The organism is Marixanthomonas ophiurae, assembly GCF_003413745.1.
Lineage (GTDB): Bacteria > Bacteroidota > Bacteroidia > Flavobacteriales > Flavobacteriaceae > Marixanthomonas > Marixanthomonas ophiurae.
Map to the genome: position 1 here is coordinate 1,821,815 of NZ_QVID01000001.1, position 22,540 is coordinate 1,844,354.

General features: G+C 35.3%; 20 protein-coding genes. 13 read left to right on the forward strand and 7 right to left on the reverse strand.

What is annotated here, in order from left to right; genetic code table 11:
- Nucleotides 1–25 precede the first annotated feature (25 nt).
- Genes DZ858_RS08400 through DZ858_RS08450 form a run of 11 tightly spaced genes read left to right on the forward strand, consistent with a single transcriptional unit; the run spans nucleotide 26 to nucleotide 13,259 of the window.
- Entirely contained in the window at nucleotides 26–1,453 is a 1,428-nt protein-coding gene (locus tag DZ858_RS08400) for an MBOAT family O-acyltransferase (RefSeq protein WP_117159113.1), read from the forward strand.
- Entirely contained in the window at nucleotides 1,453–2,349 is an 897-nt protein-coding gene (locus DZ858_RS08405) for a hypothetical protein (protein WP_117159114.1), read from the forward strand. The genes DZ858_RS08400 and DZ858_RS08405 overlap by 1 nt, the downstream gene beginning before the upstream one ends.
- A gap of 48 nt (nucleotides 2,350–2,397) precedes the next feature.
- Entirely contained in the window at nucleotides 2,398–3,339 is a 942-nt protein-coding gene (locus DZ858_RS08410) for a sulfotransferase domain-containing protein (protein ID WP_117159115.1), read from the forward strand.
- 39 nt (nucleotides 3,340–3,378) lie between these two features.
- Nucleotides 3,379–4,707: a glycosyltransferase family 2 protein gene (locus tag DZ858_RS08415; RefSeq protein WP_117159116.1), complete on the forward strand. Its 1,329-nt coding sequence runs from the start codon at nucleotides 3,379–3,381 to the stop codon at nucleotides 4,705–4,707.
- The gene (locus tag DZ858_RS08420) at nucleotides 4,694–5,818 is read left to right on the forward strand and encodes a glycosyltransferase family 4 protein (RefSeq protein ID WP_117159117.1); all 1,125 of its coding nucleotides are present in this window, start codon (nucleotides 4,694–4,696) and stop codon (nucleotides 5,816–5,818) included. The genes DZ858_RS08415 and DZ858_RS08420 overlap by 14 nt, the downstream gene beginning before the upstream one ends.
- 29 nt (nucleotides 5,819–5,847) lie before the next feature.
- The gene (locus DZ858_RS08425) at nucleotides 5,848–6,975 is read left to right on the forward strand and encodes a glycosyltransferase (protein WP_117159118.1); all 1,128 of its coding nucleotides are present in this window, start codon (nucleotides 5,848–5,850) and stop codon (nucleotides 6,973–6,975) included.
- Nucleotides 6,972–8,279, forward strand: coding sequence for an O-antigen ligase family protein (locus tag DZ858_RS08430; protein ID WP_117159119.1), 1,308 nt, complete (start codon nucleotides 6,972–6,974; stop codon nucleotides 8,277–8,279). Before DZ858_RS08425 ends, DZ858_RS08430 begins: the two co-directional genes overlap by 4 nt.
- Nucleotides 8,280–9,233 carry a glycosyltransferase family 2 protein gene (locus DZ858_RS08435; RefSeq protein ID WP_117159120.1) on the forward strand — a complete coding sequence of 318 codons (954 nt, stop codon included), beginning with the start codon at nucleotides 8,280–8,282 and terminating at the stop codon, nucleotides 9,231–9,233.
- A complete protein-coding gene (locus tag DZ858_RS08440) occupies nucleotides 9,226–10,818 on the forward strand; it encodes a hypothetical protein (RefSeq protein ID WP_117159121.1) in 1,593 nt (530 codons plus the stop codon). The genes DZ858_RS08435 and DZ858_RS08440 overlap by 8 nt, the downstream gene beginning before the upstream one ends.
- Before the next feature lie 4 nt (nucleotides 10,819–10,822).
- On the forward strand, nucleotides 10,823–11,839 hold the full coding sequence (locus DZ858_RS08445) for a glycosyltransferase family 4 protein (protein ID WP_239990743.1): 1,017 nt from the start codon (nucleotides 10,823–10,825) through the stop codon (nucleotides 11,837–11,839).
- 34 nt (nucleotides 11,840–11,873) lie between these two features.
- The gene (locus DZ858_RS08450) at nucleotides 11,874–13,259 is read left to right on the forward strand and encodes a sugar transferase (protein ID WP_117159123.1); all 1,386 of its coding nucleotides are present in this window, start codon (nucleotides 11,874–11,876) and stop codon (nucleotides 13,257–13,259) included.
- 388 nt (nucleotides 13,260–13,647) lie between these two features.
- Here DZ858_RS08450 and DZ858_RS08455 read toward each other — a convergent pair whose 3' ends face one another.
- Together DZ858_RS08455 and DZ858_RS08460 are read right to left on the reverse strand one after the other, a co-directional pair.
- Nucleotides 13,648–14,802: a lipoprotein N-acyltransferase Lnb domain-containing protein gene (locus DZ858_RS08455; RefSeq protein WP_239990744.1), complete on the reverse strand. Its 1,155-nt coding sequence runs from the start codon at nucleotides 14,800–14,802 to the stop codon at nucleotides 13,648–13,650.
- A 132-nt stretch (nucleotides 14,803–14,934) separates the two neighbouring features.
- Nucleotides 14,935–16,002: a putative type IX sorting system protein PorV2 gene (locus DZ858_RS08460; RefSeq protein WP_117159124.1), complete on the reverse strand. Its 1,068-nt coding sequence runs from the start codon at nucleotides 16,000–16,002 to the stop codon at nucleotides 14,935–14,937.
- Between the two features lie 126 nt (nucleotides 16,003–16,128).
- On the opposite strand from DZ858_RS08460, the gene DZ858_RS08465 reads away from it, so the two are divergent.
- Together DZ858_RS08465 and DZ858_RS08470 are read left to right on the forward strand one after the other, a co-directional pair.
- Nucleotides 16,129–16,869 (forward strand): CDP-alcohol phosphatidyltransferase family protein, encoded by a 741-nt coding sequence (locus tag DZ858_RS08465; protein WP_117159125.1) that lies wholly within the window; start codon nucleotides 16,129–16,131, stop codon nucleotides 16,867–16,869.
- Nucleotides 16,870–16,994: 125 nt separating this feature from the next.
- Nucleotides 16,995–18,044 carry an NAD(P)-dependent alcohol dehydrogenase gene (locus DZ858_RS08470; RefSeq protein WP_117159126.1) on the forward strand — a complete coding sequence of 350 codons (1,050 nt, stop codon included), beginning with the start codon at nucleotides 16,995–16,997 and terminating at the stop codon, nucleotides 18,042–18,044.
- 137 nt (nucleotides 18,045–18,181) lie between these two features.
- Here DZ858_RS08470 and lptB read toward each other — a convergent pair whose 3' ends face one another.
- The 5 genes from lptB to DZ858_RS08495 form a co-directional block, all read right to left on the reverse strand.
- Nucleotides 18,182–18,925, reverse strand: a complete 744-nt coding sequence (gene lptB / locus DZ858_RS08475; protein WP_117159127.1) for an LPS export ABC transporter ATP-binding protein — start codon at nucleotides 18,923–18,925, stop codon at nucleotides 18,182–18,184.
- A gap of 949 nt (nucleotides 18,926–19,874) precedes the next feature.
- Nucleotides 19,875–20,225, reverse strand: coding sequence for a 50S ribosomal protein L19 (rplS, locus tag DZ858_RS08480; RefSeq protein ID WP_117159128.1), 351 nt, complete (start codon nucleotides 20,223–20,225; stop codon nucleotides 19,875–19,877).
- A 210-nt stretch (nucleotides 20,226–20,435) separates the two neighbouring features.
- Nucleotides 20,436–21,011: a Pycsar system effector family protein gene (locus DZ858_RS08485; RefSeq protein ID WP_117159129.1), complete on the reverse strand. Its 576-nt coding sequence runs from the start codon at nucleotides 21,009–21,011 to the stop codon at nucleotides 20,436–20,438.
- A 67-nt stretch (nucleotides 21,012–21,078) separates the two neighbouring features.
- A complete protein-coding gene (locus DZ858_RS08490) occupies nucleotides 21,079–22,119 on the reverse strand; it encodes an adenylate/guanylate cyclase domain-containing response regulator (protein ID WP_117159130.1) in 1,041 nt (346 codons plus the stop codon).
- 47 nt (nucleotides 22,120–22,166) lie between these two features.
- Nucleotides 22,167–22,538, reverse strand: coding sequence for a response regulator (locus DZ858_RS08495; RefSeq protein ID WP_117159131.1), 372 nt, complete (start codon nucleotides 22,536–22,538; stop codon nucleotides 22,167–22,169).
- Between the last annotated feature and the right edge of the window lie 2 nt (nucleotides 22,539–22,540).

The following is a 22,540-nucleotide window of genomic DNA, read 5'->3' on the forward strand; positions in this document are numbered from 1 at the left end:
TTTACCAAGAATACCAAAAAAATAGATGCTTTTTAATTCCCTTTCTTTTTTAATTTTTTTACCAATAGTCTTTATTGTCTATTGGTTTGTGGTAAAAAAATCCCTGTCCCTTCAAAATCTCTTTATCTTGGTAGCCAGTTATGTATTTTATGGTTGGTGGGATTATCGGTTTTTGGCGTTGATAGCAGCGAGTACATTGGTGGATTATTCGCTCGCGCTCGCTATTAAAAAACAGAATAAAAAAGCAACAAAAAAAATGCTCTTGTTGGGCAGTTTACTATTTAACTTAGGCTTGTTGTGCTTTTTTAAATACTTCAACTTTTTTATAGAAAGCTGGGTCAATGCTTTTCAAGCCTTTGGAATACAGCAAAACATTACAACTTTGAACATTATTTTACCGGTAGGTATTTCATTTTACACCTTCCAGACATTAAGTTACACCATCGATGTATATCGGGAAAAGTTACAGCCTACCCAAAACCTCATTCAATTTGCGGCTTATGTTTCCTTTTTTCCACAATTGGTAGCCGGGCCTATTGAACGGGCTACTCGCTTATTGCCACAGTTTACTATAAAACGGGTCTTTAATTCAAAATTTGCCATTAGTGGTATATCTCTTATTGTTTGGGGACTCTTTAAAAAAGTAGTAGTGGCAGACAACTGTGCCTTTTTTGTAGATCAAATTTTTAATAGTCCGGGCGGATATTCATCAAGCGAGCTGTTTACGGGTGTTGTGTTGTTTGGCTTTCAGATATATGGTGATTTTTCAGGCTATTCTGATATTGCCATTGGCGTGGCACGTTTGTTTGGCTTTTCATTGATGACTAATTTTACCTTCCCCTATTTTTCAAGGGATATAGCCGAGTTTTGGCGCCGCTGGCATATTTCGCTTTCCACTTGGTTTCGGGATTATGTGTATATCCCGCTCGGTGGATCAAGAGGTGGTAAGCTACAACAAATACGGAATGTGAGCATTGTTTTTTTGGTCAGTGGTTTCTGGCATGGCGCCAATTGGACCTTTATAATATGGGGTGCTATTCATGCTTTATTGTTTTTACCCTTGTTGCTGGCCAATAAAAACCGGACTTACAGTGGCTCTTTTTATATTTCCGTAAAGCAGATACCATCTATTTTACTTACTTTTTTATTGGTTATGGTCGCATGGGTATTTTTTAGAGCAGATACGGTGCAAAGCGCTTTTTCAATACTAATAGATATTTTCAGTTTTCAAGATTTGTCATTTACAACCTTTTTTAAATCGTCTAAAGCGCTGTTGTTTAGCTGTATTATTGCATTTGGGATTGCAGTAATGTTGATTTATGAATTTAAAACCGTTCAAAAAAACAAACAAGAAGTAAGCTTGTCGGTTGGTAGTACGTTGTTTATTTTGCTTTTAATTGTGTTTATGGGCGTGTTTAAAAACCCGGCCGACTTTATTTATTTTCAGTTTTAATGAAAACATTCTTTAAACATATTGCAGTTTTGGTTTTGGCTTTTTTGGCCTTGGCAAATGTAGTGTCCATGGTAAGCCTTTGGAGTTTACGGAACGGCTCTTTTTACAAACCCTCTTTTTTGGCAAACCAAGTGCCTGAAACCCAATTTGACTATATTGTCTTAGGTGCCAGTACGGGATTGACCACTTTAAACACCACTATGATTGATAGCATTGCCAATATAAAAGGAATCAACCTGGCTATGGATGATACCGGCTTGGGTGCTCAATACCTTATGCTGCAACATTTTTTAGCTGAAGGGAAACAAACAACATATTGTGTGTTGGCACCGGGTGTTTTAAGTTATGACAACATGGAAGAAGCGGTAAGCGACAACGACTACCGGTTTTTAATGTACATAAACAGGCCGTACGTAAATAATCATTTTTCTGAAATTAAAAAGAGAGACCAACGTGTTAAAATGTTACAAGCTACTAAATGGTTTCCTATGAGCGGGGTTTCTTATTTTAATGCCGAGTTGTTTTGGCCTTCATTGGTAAGCATTTTAAAGCCTAATAGACATAACCGTTTTGATGCCTTCGGAAACTATACCTATCCCAAAAAGAATAGGAAGTTTTCTGATTCTGAAAAAAAAGAACGTACTATTCGGTTTGTAAATCCGTATTTGAAAAAAATCAAATCCCTCTGTAAGGCCAATAATATTCAACTGATTTATTATCTTTCGCCTCTTCGGAATACAGCAGTGCGTTTTTCTGAAAAAGAAGTTCCGGTAATCGACCATACAGGTTTAATACAGGACGACACCTTTTTTTATGACGATATTCATGTAAACACGCCAGGAAGGGAAATAACAAGCCGTGCCTTTGCTGAAGCATTTAAAAAAGTAGAAAAATAGAAGTTAACGATTGTATTTTTAAAATTTCAAACTGAACAAATACGTAGGATGAAAAACCGGATAAAAAGTTTTATAAAATATACAATTCAACAATACCATAGTTTAAAACCGGTAAAAAGTGAAACAAAAGCGGTTGATGATACGAAGCTATTTTTTTTAACCGGATATGATAAATCTGGTACAACTTGGATAAAGAATACAATTAATGATATTAATAATTTTAGTTGTATAGGCTCCAACCAATATTTCGATTTTTTGAACACAGGAACACCAGAGAGCAACATCCTTAAAACTATAAAAGAGAATAAAGCACGGGAGTCCATGCTAAATATATCGTCAAGTTTTTATAAAGAAGAATTTATAAGTCGGTATACAGCTAAAATAGCACAACTTTCAAAAACAACTTCAGTTTATTTTGGAGAAAAGTCAACCGCCCAAGACCCTGAATTGATCAACTATTATTTTCCAAATTCAAAAACAATCATTTTGGTTCGGGATATGCGCGACATAATCGTTTCGTTTGCCTTTCATTTTGATAGAAGGTATAAAAACAGACTTCAAAACTGGACGCAGGAGAAGAGTAAATTTAATGAAGACGGTACAATTAAAGACGATTTTATCAAGCGGGAAGTAACGAAGTTAAAAAGCTATTTTCATCATGTTTTAAATTTAAATAAAGGTATTCAAGAAACGGTCAAATTCGTTAAATATGAGAACTTGATTTCTGAGAACGGTTTTGATTCATTTTTAGAAATTCTTGATTTTATTGATGAGAATTCAACCATAAAGTCAACTGAAGATTTTTTGGCGGCCTGGGAAAATAATTCATTTGAAAAACTATCTAAAGGAAGAAAGCCGGGGGAAAAAGACGACACTAGCTTTTTTAGAAACGGTTTAGCCGGAGATTATGTAAACCATTTAACGCCAGAGCAAATCCGCTTTATTGAAAATGAATTGAAAGAGCCAATCTCCAAATTCAACTATTTGTAATGTTTTTTTTTAACTTGTTATTAAAAACGGACTAAATTAATGCTCTTCAAGTTTTTAAAATATTTACAGCCCACTAGCTATTTTCAATTGTATAGAAAAGACGGCACCTCCATATTCCCGATAGTTTCAAAACTACCTGTTGAAATAACACAAAAACTAACCCCAAATCCTGAATTTAAAAGCGAATTAGCAAAAGAGTATGACTTGTCATGGCAAGCTATTAAGAAGGGGTATTTTGGTAATGCATCTACTTACAAAACTTTTGAAAAAGTACCTGTAATAGATGAGTACCGGTTCATCAGGTTGTATTTTCATCCCGTTTGGGCTTTGTACGTCTTTTTAATTCGCTTATTTACTTTTAAAAATCCCGTTACAGAATGGAAAGGGTGGAACAGTACTAAAAAAGTAAAAAGAAAAAATAATTCAGAAAAAATAATTATCTATCCTGACTGGGATAAAAATCCTTCGAAATTAATCAATGAAGGTACCTTAGTAAGCGTGGTAATCCCCACCTTGAACCGCTATTCCTATTTAAAAGATGTACTTCAGGATTTTGAAAAACAAACCTATTCCAATTTTGAAATACTGATTGTTGATCAATCGCAACCTTTTCAAAAAGAATTTTATAGGCAATTTAATTTGAACATAAATTTAATACGGCAAGAAGAACCTGCTTTGTGGTTGGCCCGGAATACAGCTATAGAAAAGGCTAAAGGGACTGTAATAGCACTTTCTGAAGACGATGTACGCGTACCCGATATTTGGATTGAGAATCACTTACGTTGTTTAGATTATTTTGATGCAGATGTTTCGGCTGGGGTCTTTTATCCCGAGGGAAGTAGTATTCCTAAAGACCGTTCCTTTTTTAGCGTAGCCTCCCAATTTGCAACAGGTAACGCTGCACTATATAGAAATATATTTAAAAAAACGGGACTTTTTGATCGCCAATTTGAAAAACAACGGATGGGTGATAGCGAATTTGGATTGCGGGTTTTTTTGGAAGGGATGAAAAGCGTTTCTAACCCCTACGCCTCTTGTATCGATGTAAAAGCAGGTACGGGTGGTTTACGACAACTGGGAAGCTGGGATGCTTTCCGACCTAAAAAATGGTTTGCACCGCGCCCCATACCAAGTGTACTGTATTTATACAGAAAGTATTACGGTTCAAAAAGAGCTATCTATTCCTTGTTAAAAACAGTACCACCTTCCGTAATGCCGTATCGTTTTAAGAAAAACAGGAAACTATTGTTGGTTGGTGTGCTTATCTCGTTATTTTTGTTCCCAATCATATTAATTCAGGTATTGATTTCCTGGCAAAAAGCGAGTAAAAAATTAACCCAAGGTGCTAAAATAAGTGAGCTTTCATAAGGTACTTTTATTGACTTCGGAATTTCCTCCTCAACCTGGTGGCATAGGCAATCATGCCTTTCATCTTGCAAAAGGACTGCAGGGACATGAACACTCGGTTACCGTTATTTGTGATGACCGTTCCAAAACAGGGAAAGAAGAAGAAGTTTTTGATGCAGCAGCCGATTTTAATGTGATTAGAACCTCTAGGAAAACTCTAGCTCTCATTAAATATTTTAAGCGCATACAGATAGCTGTTTCAAATGCTCATAAAAATGATACCATTATAGCTTCTGGTAAGTTTTCACTTTGGTTGGCAGCGTTTTTAAGTCTTTTTTTTCAGAAAAAATATATAGCTGTAATCCATGGAAGCGAAGTACAATTATCCAATAGTTTATTAAAATGGATAACAAATGGTTCTCTAAAACGATTTCATAAAGTTATTGCTGTAAGTCATTATACTAAATCATTGGTTTCAGAATTAAACTTAAAAAATATCCAAGTAATCCCAAATGGTTTTTCTTTAGAACACACTTTTCCTGTTGAAGAAGAAAAATCACCCGTACCAGTATTGATTACAGTTGGGAATGTTACACAACGCAAAGGGCAGCATAATGTTATAAAAGCCTTACCAATACTATTAGAAAACTATCCAGACCTAAAATACCATATTGTTGGAATCCCTACGGAAAAAGAAAAATTACAACAATTGCTATTGCGGCTAGGTGTTGAAAAATCGGTGGTCTTTCATGGGAAGGTAACCGAGACTAAAAAAATAAAAATGTTGCAGGATGCTGATGTGTTTATCATGCTTAGTGAAATTACAAAAACAGGAGATGCCGAAGGTTTTGGGATTGCCATACTAGAAGCCAATTCATTGGGAATACCAGCTATTGGAGCCAAAGGCTGTGGGATTGAAGATGCAATAAAAAATGGTTATTCAGGAAAACTAATTGAAAATGATAACCCGCAACAATGTAAAGAAGCCTTACAGGAAATCCTCAGTAACTATGAAGTATATTCAGAGGGAGCGAAAAATTGGTCCCAAAATTTTACATGGGACAAAATAATACAATCATATTTAACTATTTTAGAGAGGAATGACGAAAAGATTACTGAGCCCTTCGATTAAAACTCAGGATAAACAAAGCCGAAGTCAAAATGAAACTCGCAATTATTTCACATACCGCTCATTATAAAAAACCAGATGGCACCATTGTAGGCTGGGGACCTACAGTTACGGAAATTAACCACCTTGCTAATCAATTTGAAGTAATTTATCATGTTGCGGTCTTACATCCCGGTATACCGCCAGAAAGCGCATTATCTTACACAACAGATAGAGTTACGTTTATTCCTTTAAAACCAACAGGGGGGAGCACCTTATTCAGTAAGGTAGATGTGTTGTTGAATATGCCAAGTACTATTACGACTGTAAGTAAGATATTAAAAAAAACAGATATATTCCAAGTTCGTACTCCTATGGGAATAGCAATGTATTTAATACCTTGGATTACCTTATTCAGTAATAAAAAAGGATGGTATAAATATGCCGGTAATTGGGTGCAAAAAAAACCATCGTTAAGTTATGCTTTCCAAAGATGGGTTTTAAAAAAACAATCGAGAAGAGTGACAGTAAATGGACAATGGGAAGAAGACCCAGCCCATGTTATTCCTTTTGAGAATCCGTGTCTTACAAAAATTGATAGAGAGTTAGGAAAACAGATAGTGGGAAACAAAGTTTTAGAGACTAAAAAAGCATATTGTTTTGTAGGCGGCTTACAAGCTCATAAAGGAATAGACATGCTTTTTGAAGCATTGCAAAATAATAGAACAAACGGGATAAAGGAAATACACATTGTAGGTTCTGGAATACTGGAACAATCATTAAAATCGGTAGCTGAAAAGAGTGCAATTCCTATAATTTTTCACGGTTCATTGCCAAGAGAGCAGGTTTTTGAAGTCTATAAACTAGCTCATTTCATACTATTGCCTTCCAAGAATGAAGGGTTTCCAAAAGTAGTTAGTGAAGCCATGAATTTTGGTTGTATCCCCATTGTTTCAGATGTTTCGTGTATAAATCAATACATTGAAGACTGGGAAAATGGGTTTTTAATCGAACCTCTTTCGGTTACAGGAATAAACAAATCAATTGATAAAAGCTTAGCTGTTTCAAAACAGGAGTTTACTAAAATAATTGATTATAATTATAACTTGGCTGAGCGTTTTACATATTCTCATTATATCAAAAAAATAGCTTCTGAAATTTTAGACAATCAAAGCAAGTGAACATAACTAACCGTGAAATACTGGAAAAAATAACCAACGACCATTTATTGAAAGTGGTGCTTTGGCTGTTGATATTCAGTTATTTTTATAATCTACCGGTACTGTATTATTCTATTAAAGGGGAAAACGAACTCCGGTTGTACGATTTTTTAGGGGTGGTACTGTTTTTAAGGTACTTTCAATATTTTAAATATGTCAATTTAGGGATTAACAAGGTGGTATTTTTAAAACGTTTCCGTGACTTTGCGGTGTATTGCTCCATATCGATAATTTTGACATTGATTTTTATGTTATTTAAAAATAACTTTGTCAAGTTTGTACAAAGTTTTCTGTACCTCTATCATATGTGGGTATTCTTTTTGGGGGCTGTGTTTCTCTATTTTTACCTTTCAAATACTAAACGATATACCAATATATTTACGTTTATAACCGTTTTGGTACTAGCCGAAAGTATTGTGGTGATAGGTCAAAATGTGGGTGTTATCCCTTTTCTTTGGTCTGACGATTATTATATAGGCTATCACGGTTTTCTCTCTGGTACGGTAGGTCCTAATAAAATTGTGATAGGCATGACAATGCTTATTTCACTTATTTTACTGTTGGGTATTTTATATGAAAAGAAACTTAAAGTACCAAAATACTTAATCTATGCAGCTATCACAGGAGCTGTTATCACCATTTTATTGAGTGGCTCTAGAACCACGTATTTGGGAGTAGGGGTGTTTTTAGTATATTTCATGGTAAAACGGACCGCCCGGTTTATGCAATTTGCTGTGATGGGGAGTTTTTTTTTAGTGGCGATTTTATTTTACAACCCCACCATTTTAGACCGTATAAGTGATACGCTAAATGGAAGGATAATAGACAGGATTGACAGCCCGGACGATATTAAATCGGCAGATGATTTTACAGGCCTGTATGAAAATTTGGGTGCGGGACGTATGGAGTTGCACGAAAATTATGTCCATTTTTTATTAAACAACCCCATTCTGTGGCCTGTTGGACAGGGCTTTAACAATAGATCTGGAATTGGCTATTCTGCTCATAATATGTACCTTACTTTAATTGCTGAATTAGGGATTTTTGGACTTGTACTTTACTTCAGGTGGTTGTTTTCTTACCTTGTAATAGTAAAACGAAAACTACCTAATTTGCAGATGGCAGTAAACGGAATCGTTTTTGCTATGATGGTGACCTTGTACTTTGGAGAACATTTATATGTATATAGGCCATTATTTGGTATTTTAGGATTTTTTATGATAGCTTGCGTGCTATTATTGGCACCGTTGCGCAACACATCTTAAATGGAAAATTTTAAAAACAAAATAGGGATTGTCATACCATATTATAACGCTAGCGCTCACATTGAAACGGTGGTGCAAAAAGCATTACAGTATAGTGACCATATAGTAATTGTGGATGACAAAAGCCCAGAATCGCTACCCGAAAGTTTGGATATGCTTTCTGATCGCTTGATAATATTAAATCTACCTGAAAATTTAGGGGTTGGCGGTGCCACCAAAAAAGGGCTTTCTTATTTTGAAAACCAACCAAATATTGAAGTGATACTCAAACTTGATGCCGATGACCAAATGGATACTGATTATGTACCACAATTGGTAACACCTATTCTTAATGGAACGCATGACTTTGTAAAAGGAAACCGTTTCAGGGATTTCAAAGCCTTAAAAAACATGCCTTGGACGCGGCGCTTCGGAAATCTATTTCTCTCTTTTTTAAGTAAAGTGGCAACCGGGTATTGGAATTGCTTTGACTTTAATAATGGCTTTTTCGCAATATCCAAAAGAAGTTTAAAATTGATGGACAAAAACCCCATCGCCAATAATTATTTTTTTGAGACTTCGCTAATTTCAGAGTTATACTATCAAAGAGCTAATATCAAGGAAATAGCTATGCCGGCAATCTATGGCGATGAAAAATCAAATATGAAAGTTTTTAAGATGCCCCTTTTGTTTAGCATCAATCTCTTTAAAAAATTCATATCCCGTATTTGGAAGGCTTATTTTGTGTACGATTTTAATATTGGCACTTTATATATAATTTTTGGACACCTTTTATTTGTTGCAGGTGTTATATACGGAGGCATTAATTGGTATGAATATGCAAGTAAGGGAGTTTTAACGCCTTTTGGTACTATTATGATAAGCGCCCTACTTATCATTTTAGGTTTTCAATTGATTTTACAAGCGATTCAATTTGATATTATAAACACCCCAAAAGAAAAAAGGGATGACTAAAAAAGCAGTTATAGCTGTACTAGTATTCAATCTTTTTATTGCAGCCTCTTTTTTTATAATGAATTATGGGGTAGGGTATTCCCGGTTATCGTCAGATCAGCACAATATTGTGCCCATGTGCCAAAAGCTCGATGACCCAGCATTATTTAAAAACGATTTGTATCTATCATCGGTAGATAATTTTAAATACTACACCCCTTTCTTTGTTCAGCCATTGCGGTTTATGGCAAAGTTAACCAATGGCGATTATATGCTGGCCATCAATATACTCCATACAGCAACGCATATTTTGTATGGATTAAGTTGGTTTGTTTTGTTTTATTTTGTGTTTAAGAGAAACTTTTGGATTGCTTTTTTACTATCCATTTTAATACGGGGAATTGTATGGCTTCCCGGAATGGAGATATGGGGTATGTCTGACCTGTGGACCTTTGTTCCAAGACAGTTATACAGTGCCTTATTACCCATTCCTTTTATTATTTTATTGGCAAAGTCCAGTTACAGGTATAGGCTGTTTTTTTCTGCTTTTTTAATAGGATTGATATTTAACTTTCATCCAATAACCGGTTTGGGAGGAATTTTAATCTATTTGTTCACTTTATTTTTTATAGGGTTAAAATCTAATAGTATCCTAAAACTATCTTTTATAAGGGTTTTATCATCTGTTGTTTTTATAATACTAGGGATGCTGCCTTTTATTATAACGTACTTTGGAAAAACAGAAACTACCGCTACTTATAATGTAGAACTTTACCAAAAGGCGTTTGATGCACGTATTCCTAGTTACTTTAAAGATGTAGTTAAATATGCTTCTCAATGGATCCACATAAAAACGTTGTTTTTTCTTGTACCCACCGCCATCCTATTTGCTTTATCCTTATTCTATAAGAGCCTTAAAAAACAAAGCTTTTTTGTGCTTACCTTAGGTGCTGTATTGTTTATAGTACCTTTATTGAGTATCCCTATTGAAAATTGGGTTAATTCAGCATTTAATATCAACTTGCGTATGTCTTTTCAGATAGTACGAGTGCAAAAACTTGCTATTTTGCCAGGTTATTTGGCTATGGGATTTCTTCTGGTATGGTGTATGGAAAGAAAGTTTATTTCAAAAAAGCTTCTTGCAGGTCTAACTGCTCTTTATATATTTTTAATTATACTGGCAACGCCCAATAGGTTCAAACCTATTCCTTTTATCTCAGATGATATTACAACCAGTATTTATTGCAACGGACCTGTTTTTGCTTCCATTGAAGAAAAGCAACGTGATTTTGACAAGATGGCTGCATATATTAAAAAAGAAACCCCTGTTAATGCTGTTTTCTATAAAGAATATCGCTTGCGCTCTGCAGCATTACGTTCGGTGAAATTTGATCACAAAGGAGCGTCGATTTTAATTGAAGGAAATCCTGAAGAGTTAATCGAATGGTATAAAGCGAAAAGAAAACTAAGAAAGGCATCTGAACTAGAAAAAGAATTTTTTTTAAATGAGCATGACGTTACGCATATACTTTCAGAAGAAAATTTTGAAAGCTATCAAATGATTAAGCAAATAGGAATGTTAAAACTATATGCTATAAAAAATTAGTAGCTTGAAAAAAATACTCTACATAGGGAACAAATTGTCAAAAAAAGGAGCCACTGTTACTTCTATTGAAACCTTAGGGCTTTTTTTACAACAAGAAGGTTATGAAGTAGTGACTGTCTCTTCAAAAAAAAATAAAATTTTACGAATGTTGGATATGATGTGGAATACAATCTACCATTCCAAAAACACATCCTTTGTTTTAATTGACACCTACAGTACTATAAATTTTCAATATGCTGTCATTATTGGTGTTATGTGCAGAACCTTTGGCTTACCATATATCCCGATTTTAAGAGGTGGAAATCTACCTTCCCGACTAAAAAAAAACAAAAAACAAAGTCGGAAATTATTTGGTAATGCAATCACCAATGTCGCGCCTTCCCGTTATTTATTAGAGGCTTTTAAAAAAGGAGGTTATACCAAGCTTACTTATATTCCTAATACCATACAAATAGATAACTATCCTTTTTTACTTCGAAAGGATATACAGCCCAAACTACTATGGGTGCGTTCCTTTTCAAAAATATACAATCCCATGCTTGCCCTGCATATTTTGGAAGCGCTATTGAAAGCAGGTTATAAAAATTCCGAACTTTGTATGATTGGCCCGGAAAAAGATGATACTTACAGAGCGTGTAAGGCGTATTCAGATAAGAAGAAATTACCGGTAACATTCACAGGGGGATTACCTAAAGCAGAATGGATAAGGCGCTCAGAGGATTATGACATATTTATTAACACCACCAATGTGGACAATACCCCCGTTAGCGTGATAGAGGCTATGGCGTTGGGCTTACCGGTCGTATCTACAAATGCAGGTGGCGTTCCTTTTTTAATCGAGGATGATGTGGACGGGCTTTTGGTAGTTCCAGATAATGCAGAAATATTTTCAGACAAGATTCAAAAAATCCTTAATAAAGACTTGGACTATAGGACAATATCCTTGAATGCAAGAAAAAAAGCCGAACGTTTTGACTGGAACGTAGTGAAAGAAAAATGGAAAACGCTCTTAAATTCTTAATTTTTTCTAAATTTATGCCTTCAACAACGAATCCATGACCCAAAAAGGAAGCATTCATTTTGAAATTTCCGAGCGGAAGATTCTACTACGTATTTTCGATATTGTAAGCGTACTCCTCTTACTTTACGGAATAGGGCAGGTGTTCAATTTTGATTATTTTAAAATAAACTCCGAGCATTGGGTTTGGTCCATTGTATTGGCGCTATATCTCACTATTTTTGCCACTATTTTTGAATTGTACAACCTACAAAAAGCCAGTAAGTTGGAAACGGTAATACAGAACATTGTGTTTACTGCTTCGGTAACGGTACTGTTTTATTTATTGACCCCTTTTTACACCCCAACATTACCAGCAAACAGATTACAGATTGTTTACTTCTTTCTCGCAATCAACGTTGCTTTATTTATTTGGCGGTATGCTTATATCACTTTTATTTCTGCTCCTCGGTTCTTTAAAAGAGTTATGCTTATAGGCAGTTCTGAAACCATAGAGCAAGTAGCGTGTTCTTTGGAAACTTCAGATCCCAATTATCGGGTGATTGGTTATGTAAATACAGCGAACACACCCTATCAAACTCAAAAACTAATTGAATTTGAGAATGACTCAATTTCTGAAACGGTTGATAAGCATAGTATTTCTGAAATAGTAGTCGCGCTGTCAAAAACTGAAGAAATGACCATTCCTTTAAACAATCAGCTTATTAGGGTGTTGGAAAAAGGAATGCCTATTAAGGAATACACTCATGTTTATGAAGAATTAAATCGTAAAGTTCCAGTTCAATTTATTGCAGAAGACTTTTACCGTTATTTTCCCTTCAGTCGGAGCAATCAAAATAAATTGTACCTATTTTTTCATCGTTTAATGGATCTTTTGTTTTCAATTATTGGGTTACTATTCGGTGTTTTAATATCTCCTCTTATCATTATCGGAAATTTATTAGGAAATAGAGGTCCTCTTTTCTATAAACAGGAGCGTGTGGGTACAAATGGTAATACTTTCAAAATATATAAATTACGAAGTATGGTGATTGATGCAGAAAAAGATGGAGCGCAATATGCCAAAAAGAAAGATACGCGTATTACATACTTCGGAAAATTTTTAAGACGTACCCGAATTGATGAAATACCACAATTTATAAATGTTATTAAAGGTGACATGAGTGTGATTGGCCCCAGACCAGAACGCCCCATGTTTGTAAAAACTTTATCACAGCAAATTCCATTTTATGAAATACGGCATTTAGTAAAGCCCGGTGTTACTGGGTGGGCTCAAGTAAATGCCAAATACGGAATGACTCAAGAAGATGCACTTGAAAAGCTACAATACGACCTATACTACATTAAACGTCGTAGTTTTTTCTTAGATAGCAAAATTATATTGAAAACCCTAAGTACCATAATCTTTTTTAGAGGACAATAGTTCAGCCCTTCGGTTCACTTCGACTTCACTCAGTGCAGGCCGCTCAGGACAAGTATGCAGTTAGCAGTATTCAGTAAATAGTGAATAGTGAATAGTAAAATTATTATATTTTTTTAAAAACAATATTAAAATAGAGGTGGCTGAGTGGTTTTCGTTTTTTTACAATGCTAAAATGATAGCCAAAATAACATAAAACGAAAAGTGTATCGAAGCCACCGTGTTCAGTATTGGTTTCGTTACTAATTCGTAATCCTTACCAGTCTTCCTAACTCACTCAACCACCGTAAGTAGATATTCAGCTAAATAGACTAATATAAGGTTGCTGAGTGTTTTGCATTAGCAAAACGCTATGTGCTGAGCCTGTCGAAGTATATTGAAGCATCCGGCTTTATTCCCTCTTCAAATACCCAATCAAGAAAATATACCGAATAGCCAAAGCAACCAATAAAGGAAGTAGCGCAGTTGCAAAAACCTGTACTCCCGTTATCCAATGGATTGTTAACAAACCTAATAACACGATTAAAAAGAACACATATTTTCGTGCCCATTGTTTAGGAAACCGCTTCACAATAACGCCTATTAGCAACAAGCTTAATGGAAAAGCCCACAATAAATTATAATTATTGGCCGTAGCGGTATGGTCGGTTGCTACCCAAAGTAACAGTAAAAACACACCAATTAAGCCCGTGATTAAAAAAGTAGTAGCATCCAAGAAACGACTTCTGGTGTTATTTTTTCGGTCTTTAAAGGTTATAAATACAATCAATAACCCAATCAATCCAAAAATAAACAACGGACTCGTAAAAAAGAAAGGATTTCCTTCAGTAGGCTTGTTTTTGAATAGGGTAGAGGTGTCTTGTACCAATGGTTCTTTGTTGCCATTTCGGGTGATTACGGCCGTTTCAGCAGCTTTAAAAATATAATTGGGTAGAAATTGATACTCCCAAGCAGTGGCTTGTTTATCGATTACGGCTCCCAATGCAACATCAATCCCTAAACTTCCCCAAGTGTTCCAGTATAAGTTTTTCTGAATTAATTCTCGGAAGGTCTGTTCTTCCTTCACAAAATCGGCGTTATATTGGAGCTGCTCGCCCAAAACTTCTTTAAGCACATCGCGAATTTTTGTAGCGCAATTGTCGTAAAAGAAATCATATTTGTACTTTCGGTTTTCGGGTTTGGCATTATTCTGAAGAAAATTAAAGACCGCTTGCTTTTCAGAATAGGTTAAATTAAGTGTTTGCTGTTTTACCCATCGATTTTGTGCTACATAACTTTTATAAAACGGCTCATAATAACTAACTCCGAGTTGGTATAACAATTTTCCTCTTGCAAATTTGGTGTAGAAATTAGGCGTATTAAAGTCATATACACCATAATTAAATACAATGTCTAGATTCTTATTTTTATCTTCTACACGGAAAGCACTATGACCAAATTTATCATATAATTGACCGCCAGGTCCAATAGTTAAAATACTTACTTCGGCACTTTCAGACAAGGACGTATATTGTGCTTTTACTGGAGTATTCAGAAAAAAGAACAATACGGTTATAAAAAGATATAACGGTTTGGAAAAGAAAAGTTTTGCGTTCAGAACAGTAGGTTTTAAATTGCTACTTCAAAAATAAGCTTTCTTTGTATACTTCGGAAAATTTCAGAAATAAGAAAGTGTAAATTATCTAAAAACGCTCCAATCCAGCTTCAACGAAAAGACGTTCGAATACAGTGCGGCACTTTGGTCACCAATATCGGTTAAAGCGTAATCTACTTGAATACCTTTGTATTTAAAACCAACGCCAATATTGGGCTGAAAGCCTACAGAATCACTTCCGTCTAGTTGCTGGATGTTTTGAAAATTACCGACTCCGGCGCGTATAAATACCAAATCGATGTACCCAAACTGAAGTCCGGCAGCGGGTGTCATACTCGTAAAAGACGTAGAAAAAATATCATTGGTTTGGGCAAAACGGAAATTAAAATCCACTTCGGCCAACAATGAAAAGTCATAATGGAATACAAACTTTCTAGAAACTCCTAATTGTAGTTTAGGAATTGTAATTTCAGTAGTTTCAGGCAATTCCTGATTTTGCCCTTCCACAGCACCTTGTATGGTAGCAAATTCATCTTCATCAATACTCCAGGCATTAAAGGTAGTAGTGATATCACGCGCCATTAAACCAAACTTCCAATCTCCTGTATTAAATTGAAGTCCGGCATCAAAGCCGAAACCCCAAGAGGAAGCAAAATCACCTATGATTCTTCTAATTACTTTTGCATTCACACCGACATTTAGACCATCTAATGGCAACGCTCGGGCATAGGAAAAAGTAACCCCATAATCGGCTGTAGAGAACAAACTAATACGGTTGTAATCAATATTTCCTTGATCATCTATAAGTTGTGTCGTGTTTAAAATGTCATCTACACCAAAACGGATTACTGATAAAGCGACAACACTCCGGTCATCCAGCGGCATAGCAAAAGCTCCATAATCGTAGTTAGCAATGTTGGCAAAGTAGGAGGCGTGCATTAAAGAAAGTTGATTGTCTTCCAGCGCTACCAAACCTGCAGGGTTCCAGTAGCCTGAATTTACATCTCCAGAAGAAGCAGTAACCGCATTCGCCATACCAAACGCAGCAGCATCCACCCCAATATTCATAAACTCATTCGAGTATTTTCTCGTGGTTTGTGATTGGGCGGCTACACCGATTATTAAAAAAAGTAAAAATAGTTTCTTCTTCAAGCTTAAAATTTTGCGCAAATATCTTACAATTTTACACAATAGTAAACTATAATTTTAGCTACATATTGTATTTATACATGGTTAGACGAAAATACTTTGCTATTTTTACAAACAGACACCCATAATATGATAAAACAGATACCTAACATCATCACGTCGTTAAATTTACTTTGCGGAAGTGTTGCCGTACTTTTTGCCGTTTCGGGCGATTTGATAACTGCTTCATTTTTTGTGTTCTTCGGAATCTTCTTCGATTTTTTTGATGGTCTCGCCGCACGCGTCTTTAATGCACAAAGTGATGTTGGCTTAGAACTGGACTCTTTAGCCGATATGATAACAAGTGGATTGGCACCGGCAATTGTGATGGTTCAGCTGTTATCGGAAGCTACCTTAGGCCACCCCTTAATTATTACAGATATTTTTACTGAAGATAGTTGGAACAGTGGTTTAAATACCTATATCCCTTTTATCGGGTTGCTTATTGCAGTGGCTTCGGCATATCGCTTGGCAAAATTTAATGTGGATACCAGACAGACTAGTAGTTTTATAGGGCTTCCTACTCCTGCAAATGCACTATTAATATTGAGTTTACCACTAATACTACACTTTCAGTATTTTGAAGGAATAGAAGCGGTTATATTAAATCCGTGGGTTTTAATTGGATTAACCGTATTCAGTTGTGTTCTATTAAATGCGGAAATCCCACTTTTTGCATTAAAATTTAAAACCTGGGATGTTAAAAGTAATTTGTTGCGGTATGTTTTTATTGCAATTTGCTTAATCGCCGTATTGGTTTTAAAGTTTATTGCTATTCCGGTTATTATCGGAATTTATATTATACTCTCTCTCTTATCTAACAATAAATAATTACGTTTTTCTTTCTTCGGAACTATTATTTATAAATCGCTAGATGATAAAGTTAGGTTAAACACGTGGAAATCGATGTGTTTACACAGTAGTTTTAGTATTTTTCAATAAAAGAAAAATAAACTATGAGTGAAGTAAAAGCATATGCAGCACACGCTGAAAAAGAAAATTTAAAACCTTTAGATATTGAAAGGCGAAATGTAAAGGCAACCGACGTAGAAATTGATATTTTATACTGTGGCGTTTGCCATAGTGATATCCATACGGTAAATGATGATTGGGGTGGAGCCAAATACCCAGTTGTTCCTGGACACGAAATCGTGGGCCGTGTTTTAAATGTGGGCGATAAAGTAAAAAACTTTAAAGAAGGCGATTTAGTAGGAGTAGGGTGTATGGTAGATTCTTGTCAAACATGTGATTCTTGTAAAGAAGGATTGGAACAATATTGCGAAAACGGAGCCATTATGACTTATGATGGTAAAGACGAACATTTGGGCGGTCATACCTTTGGAGGGTACTCCGAAAAAATAGTAGTGGATAAAGAATTTGTTTTATCCATTCCTGAAAACATCGACATTAAAGCAACCGCACCTTTATTGTGTGCAGGAATAACAACCTGGTCACCACTACAACACTGGAATGTTAAAAAAGGTGATAAAGTAGGTGTAATTGGTTTAGGTGGTTTAGGCCATATGGGCGTAAAATTTGCTAGCGCTATGGGAGCCCATGTAGTTATGATTACTACGTCACCGTCTAAAAGTGATGATGCCAAAAGTTTAGGGGCTGATTCCGTTTTGATTTCGAAAGATGAAAAACAAATGGAAGAGCATGCCAACTCGTTCGATTTTCTACTGAATACCGTACCGGTTGGGCACGATACCAATCCATATATAGCCTTGTTAAAAAGAGATGCAACTATGGTGATGGTTGGAGCCATTGAGCCGTTAGACCCAATTCACGGTGGAGGCTTGATTATAGGTAGAAAAAGCGTTGCAGGATCTGTAATTGGCGGAATAAAAGAAACCCAAGAAATGTTAGATTTCTGTGGTGAGCACAACATTACTTGCGATGTAGAAATGATTGATATTCAAAACATCAACGATGCATACGAACGAGTTGTAAACTCTGATGTGAAATACCGATTTGTAATTGATATGAAATCGTTAAAAAACTAAATAACAAGTAGAAAAAAAGGAAAACCCTGAAACAGCTTGTTGTTTTGGGGTTTTTATATTGTTACTTATAAGTTTAATCAAATATCTATCATCTAAAAGCGGAGCGGTCTCATGTCTTAGTCGGACACGACTAATTATTAATCTTGAAACAACTTTTTCTTCCGAAGTTCAAAGTTTTGGCCTAAATATACTTTACGAACCATTTCGTCATTGGCAAGGTCTTCCGGCTCGCCGTGTTTTAAAATACTACCTTCAAACATTAGGTAGGTTCTGTCAGTAATGGCTAAGGTTTCCTGTACGTTGTGATCGGTAATAAGAATACCAATGTTTTTGTCTTTTAATTGGGCTACAATGCGCTGAATGTCTTCTACCGCAACAGGATCAACCCCGGCAAAAGGTTCGTCCAATAAAATAAAATGAGGATCCGTTGCTAAGGCACGAGCAATTTCGGTACGGCGACGTTCACCACCACTTAATAAATCGCCACGACTTTTTCGAATATGACCTAACCCAAATTCTTCAATAAGTGACTCCATTTTCATGTACTGCTCTTTTTTGGAGAGCTTAGTCAACTGTAGCACACTTAAAATATTATCTTCAATGCTCAACTTTCTAAAAACAGAAGCTTCTTGTGCCAAATAGCCAATTCCGTTTTGCGCCCTTTTGTACATAGGGAATTTGGTAATATTGGTTCCTTCCAAAAAAATTTGCCCGCCATTTGGTTTTATCAATCCCACAATCATATAAAAAGAGGTAGTTTTTCCGGCACCATTGGGACCTAATAAACCAACAATTTCTCCCTGGTTTACTTCAACGGTAATTCCTTTTACTACTTTACGTCCTTTATATGATTTAACTAGACTATCGGCTCTTAGCTTCATAAGCTGCTATGTGATTTCAATTTTTTGTAAAGATACTTAAAATTAAAGTGAAAAGGATAACGTGTTTTCTTTCAGAAAAAAGGAAAGGTCCGGTCATTAGTTACTTCTGTTTGAATATTATACTTGTTCATTTTTTCCATTGATGAAAAAACGAACCAAAAAAATCTAGGCTTACGAAACTTTATCTAAATTTATTATTCGGTGTCTAAATTTTAGGAACTCGCTTTGAAAATTAGGGTCACTTTGTGAATTTTGCATGCTCACACAGCCTAAAATTGTAACAACACTCTCATTTCAAATTTTACGATAAATTTTCGATAGGCCGAAATAAGAACTTTTAAAAATTTAAATTTAATAATTCAAAATTTATTAGAAATCAACAATAATAGTAGGTTGGATTGATAGTTTAAGAAAGTTTAGGACGCTATTAATCTTTAGTGTTAATTGTCATTTAGTCTTACGTCTCAAATCTAATATCTCCTATCTAAAAACAAGAAAAGCCATATCATCGTATTGCTACCTTGATATGGCTCCTTGTGAAACATGTCGTTGCCAGCTCATTTTTTACAATGTAAAGCAAGTTTATTAAACCCCTGCAGCTGTGACGCGATTTCAACAGTCGAGAACAAATTTTTTAGAACGGTTTTGTACTATATAAATAGACAGTAAACCTAAAATTTGCCTCTACTTTTTTTAATCTCAAAACTAACTTTCGTGAGATTGTTAGCTTCTCGAACAATTAAAAAAAGATGTATAAAGAACGTTACTTTATGTTTTCGCAATGACTGTTACATCATTTTGATAGTGTAAATATAAAACCCTTTTTCAATTATACAAATAATGTAATCGGTTTAATATAAACAGTTTGCAAACATTGGTTATTAACATTTGTTCATAAAAAAAGCGACCTGAAATAGATCGCTTTTTTGTTCTTCTATAAAAAGAGAGTTTAGCTACGCTTTTCTCTAATTCTGGCTTTTTTACCAGTAAGACCTCTAAAGTAGTAAATACGTTTTCTACGTACGCTACCTGTTTTGTTGATCTCAATTTTTTGTAATGCAGGTAAGTTCATTGGGAAGATACGCTCTACACCAACTGTACCAGACATTTTTCTAATGGTGAATGTTTGGGAAGTACCTGTACCTTTAATTTGGATAACAACTCCTCTAAAAAACTGAGTTCTTGTTTTATCACCTTCACGAATTTCATAATACACAGTGATCGTATCACCAGCACCGAATTTTGGAAATTCTTTTTTAGTTACAAATTCGTCCTGAACAAATTTAATTAACGATTCCATTGTTTTGTTTATCTATAGTTCTTGTTTAAAACAACATACACGGTTTTCGCCAGAGGTTGGATTAAATCGCGTGCAAAGATAGCTTTTTTAAGGAAGTAAGCAAATAGAAATGAAGCAATTTTTAACAATACCAGAAAGTGCTATTTATTATTACCTAATAGGGTTGACAACTATAATTGATCTATTTTATTTTTAGTATTCGAATAATCACTAAAGTTCAATTAACAAAGTATACACCACAACAATCAATAAAAAGAGAAGACCTAACGCCAATAACCGCAGCGATCTGTTTACATTCCTGAATTTATAGGTTGCAATTTTTGAAATGATAAATATCTGTTGTCCCAACTGGTCAAATAACTCTTCTTCGTCCAAGCTTGTTTTATAAAAAATCCTTGAAAACTCCTTGATGTTTCCAAACTTGGTGACTACATCTCCAAAAAAGAACATATTTTTATCGTATTTAGCCTCAATTCTGGGCATAAAACAACGAATACTGAAATAAATGGAGGTTACCGTACAAGCAAACCACAATCCCAGGAGTACATACAACGGTATATCTTTTGACGCTTGAATCAACATAACGCCTATATTCTGGTAAATAAAATTCAGCAAGATTCCGTAAAACGAAAGGATAAGTCCCGCTTTTATTTCGGAAGCTTTTATGAGTCCAAATACATAATTGATGCTACCCCAATAATGATCTACCAATTCTTCGGTGTGCGAAGGTTTTTTGATCTGTGCTTCTATTTTCTGTGTTTTTTTTTGTGGGTCGTTTGTTTCCATTGATAATACATTTTAAATAGGTTGATCAATTCTTCTTATATCTAATGTCTCAAACCTCAGGTTGATTTTACTCCAAGACTTGATAAATAGTCATTGGGTTTGCTTTGTTTTTTAGTGAAATATTGCCCACTTTTTCACATCTAAAGGATTCTTTCACTTTGTTATAACAGGCTTCACTAATGATAATTTGGTTTTCTTCGGCGGCTCCTTGAAGTCTTGCAGCGGTGTTGACCGTATCGCCAATAACAGTGTAATCTAAGCGTTTTAAGCTTTCGGAACCGATATTGCCGGTAATCATATCTCCGCTTTTTATCCCAATGGACACCTTGGGTTTAAATTGTAGCTGTCTTCCAAAGGCTGGCAAACTATTTATCTTTCCACATACGGCCAAGGCAGCGTCTATAGACCGGTCTAAATGGTACTCGCCAGTAAAGACAGCCATAATTGCATCGCCAATAAATTTATCGATGTATCCTTTTTGTTCCATAATTTCTTTCACCATTACATCAAAATACGAGTTGATTAAAGTCACCACTGTATCGGCCGAAGCTGTTTCACTTATAGATGTAAAGCCACAAATATCGACGAACATAACCGAAGCTTCTATGGTTTCGTTGGCCATAATGATAGATTCAAACTCTTTCTTGCCCATAAAATTGAGCACATTTTCGTCCACATACATTTTTAAGATGTTATTTTCTTTTACGGCTTGCAATGTTTCTTTTAATAGCTTAGCGTGCTTTAAAGTTTTCTCCATCGTGAGGGTTAGGTCTTCAAAGTTGATGGGTTTGGTGATAAAATCGAAAGCCCCACGGTTCATGGCTGTACGGATATTTTCCATATCTCCGTATGCCGAAACGATAACCGATTTTATAAGCGGACTCAGTTCGTTGAGTTTGGTCAATAGGGTAAGTCCGTCCATTTCAGGCATATTAATGTCGCTCAACACAATGTCCATCTCAGGTTCGGTCCCCAATTTTTCTAGAGCGACTCTTCCGTTTTTGGCAAAATAAAACTCATATTCGCCTCCACGTATCTGTTTTCGGAACTTCTGCTTAATAAGCATTTCCAAATCTGCTTCGTCGTCAACTACTAATATCTTTGCCATGATTTCTATTATTTAAAAAAGTATTCGTTCACTGATTTTTCTCTCAATTAGATGAGCGTTCCTATTTCTTTTCGTAAGGATTCAAAATCAATTGGTTTAGTAAAAAACTCTTTAGCACCTGAATCCATTGCCTTGGTATAATTTTCGGTGTCGCCATAGGCAGAAATCATCGATACACTAATCGTTGGAAATTTCTTTTTAATGTGCTCTAACAATACCAAGCCTGTCATTCCTGGCATATTGATATCTGAAAAGACATAAACTACTTCCGGCGGATCTTGCTCTTGTAAAATATCTAAGGCCTCTTGACCAGAGAAGGCAAAAGTTAATTCCAGTTTGTTGTTCCTAATTTCTTTTCTAAATTTTTGACGGAACAAGGTCTCCACATCCCGCTCGTCATCTACTATTAAAATTTTCATGT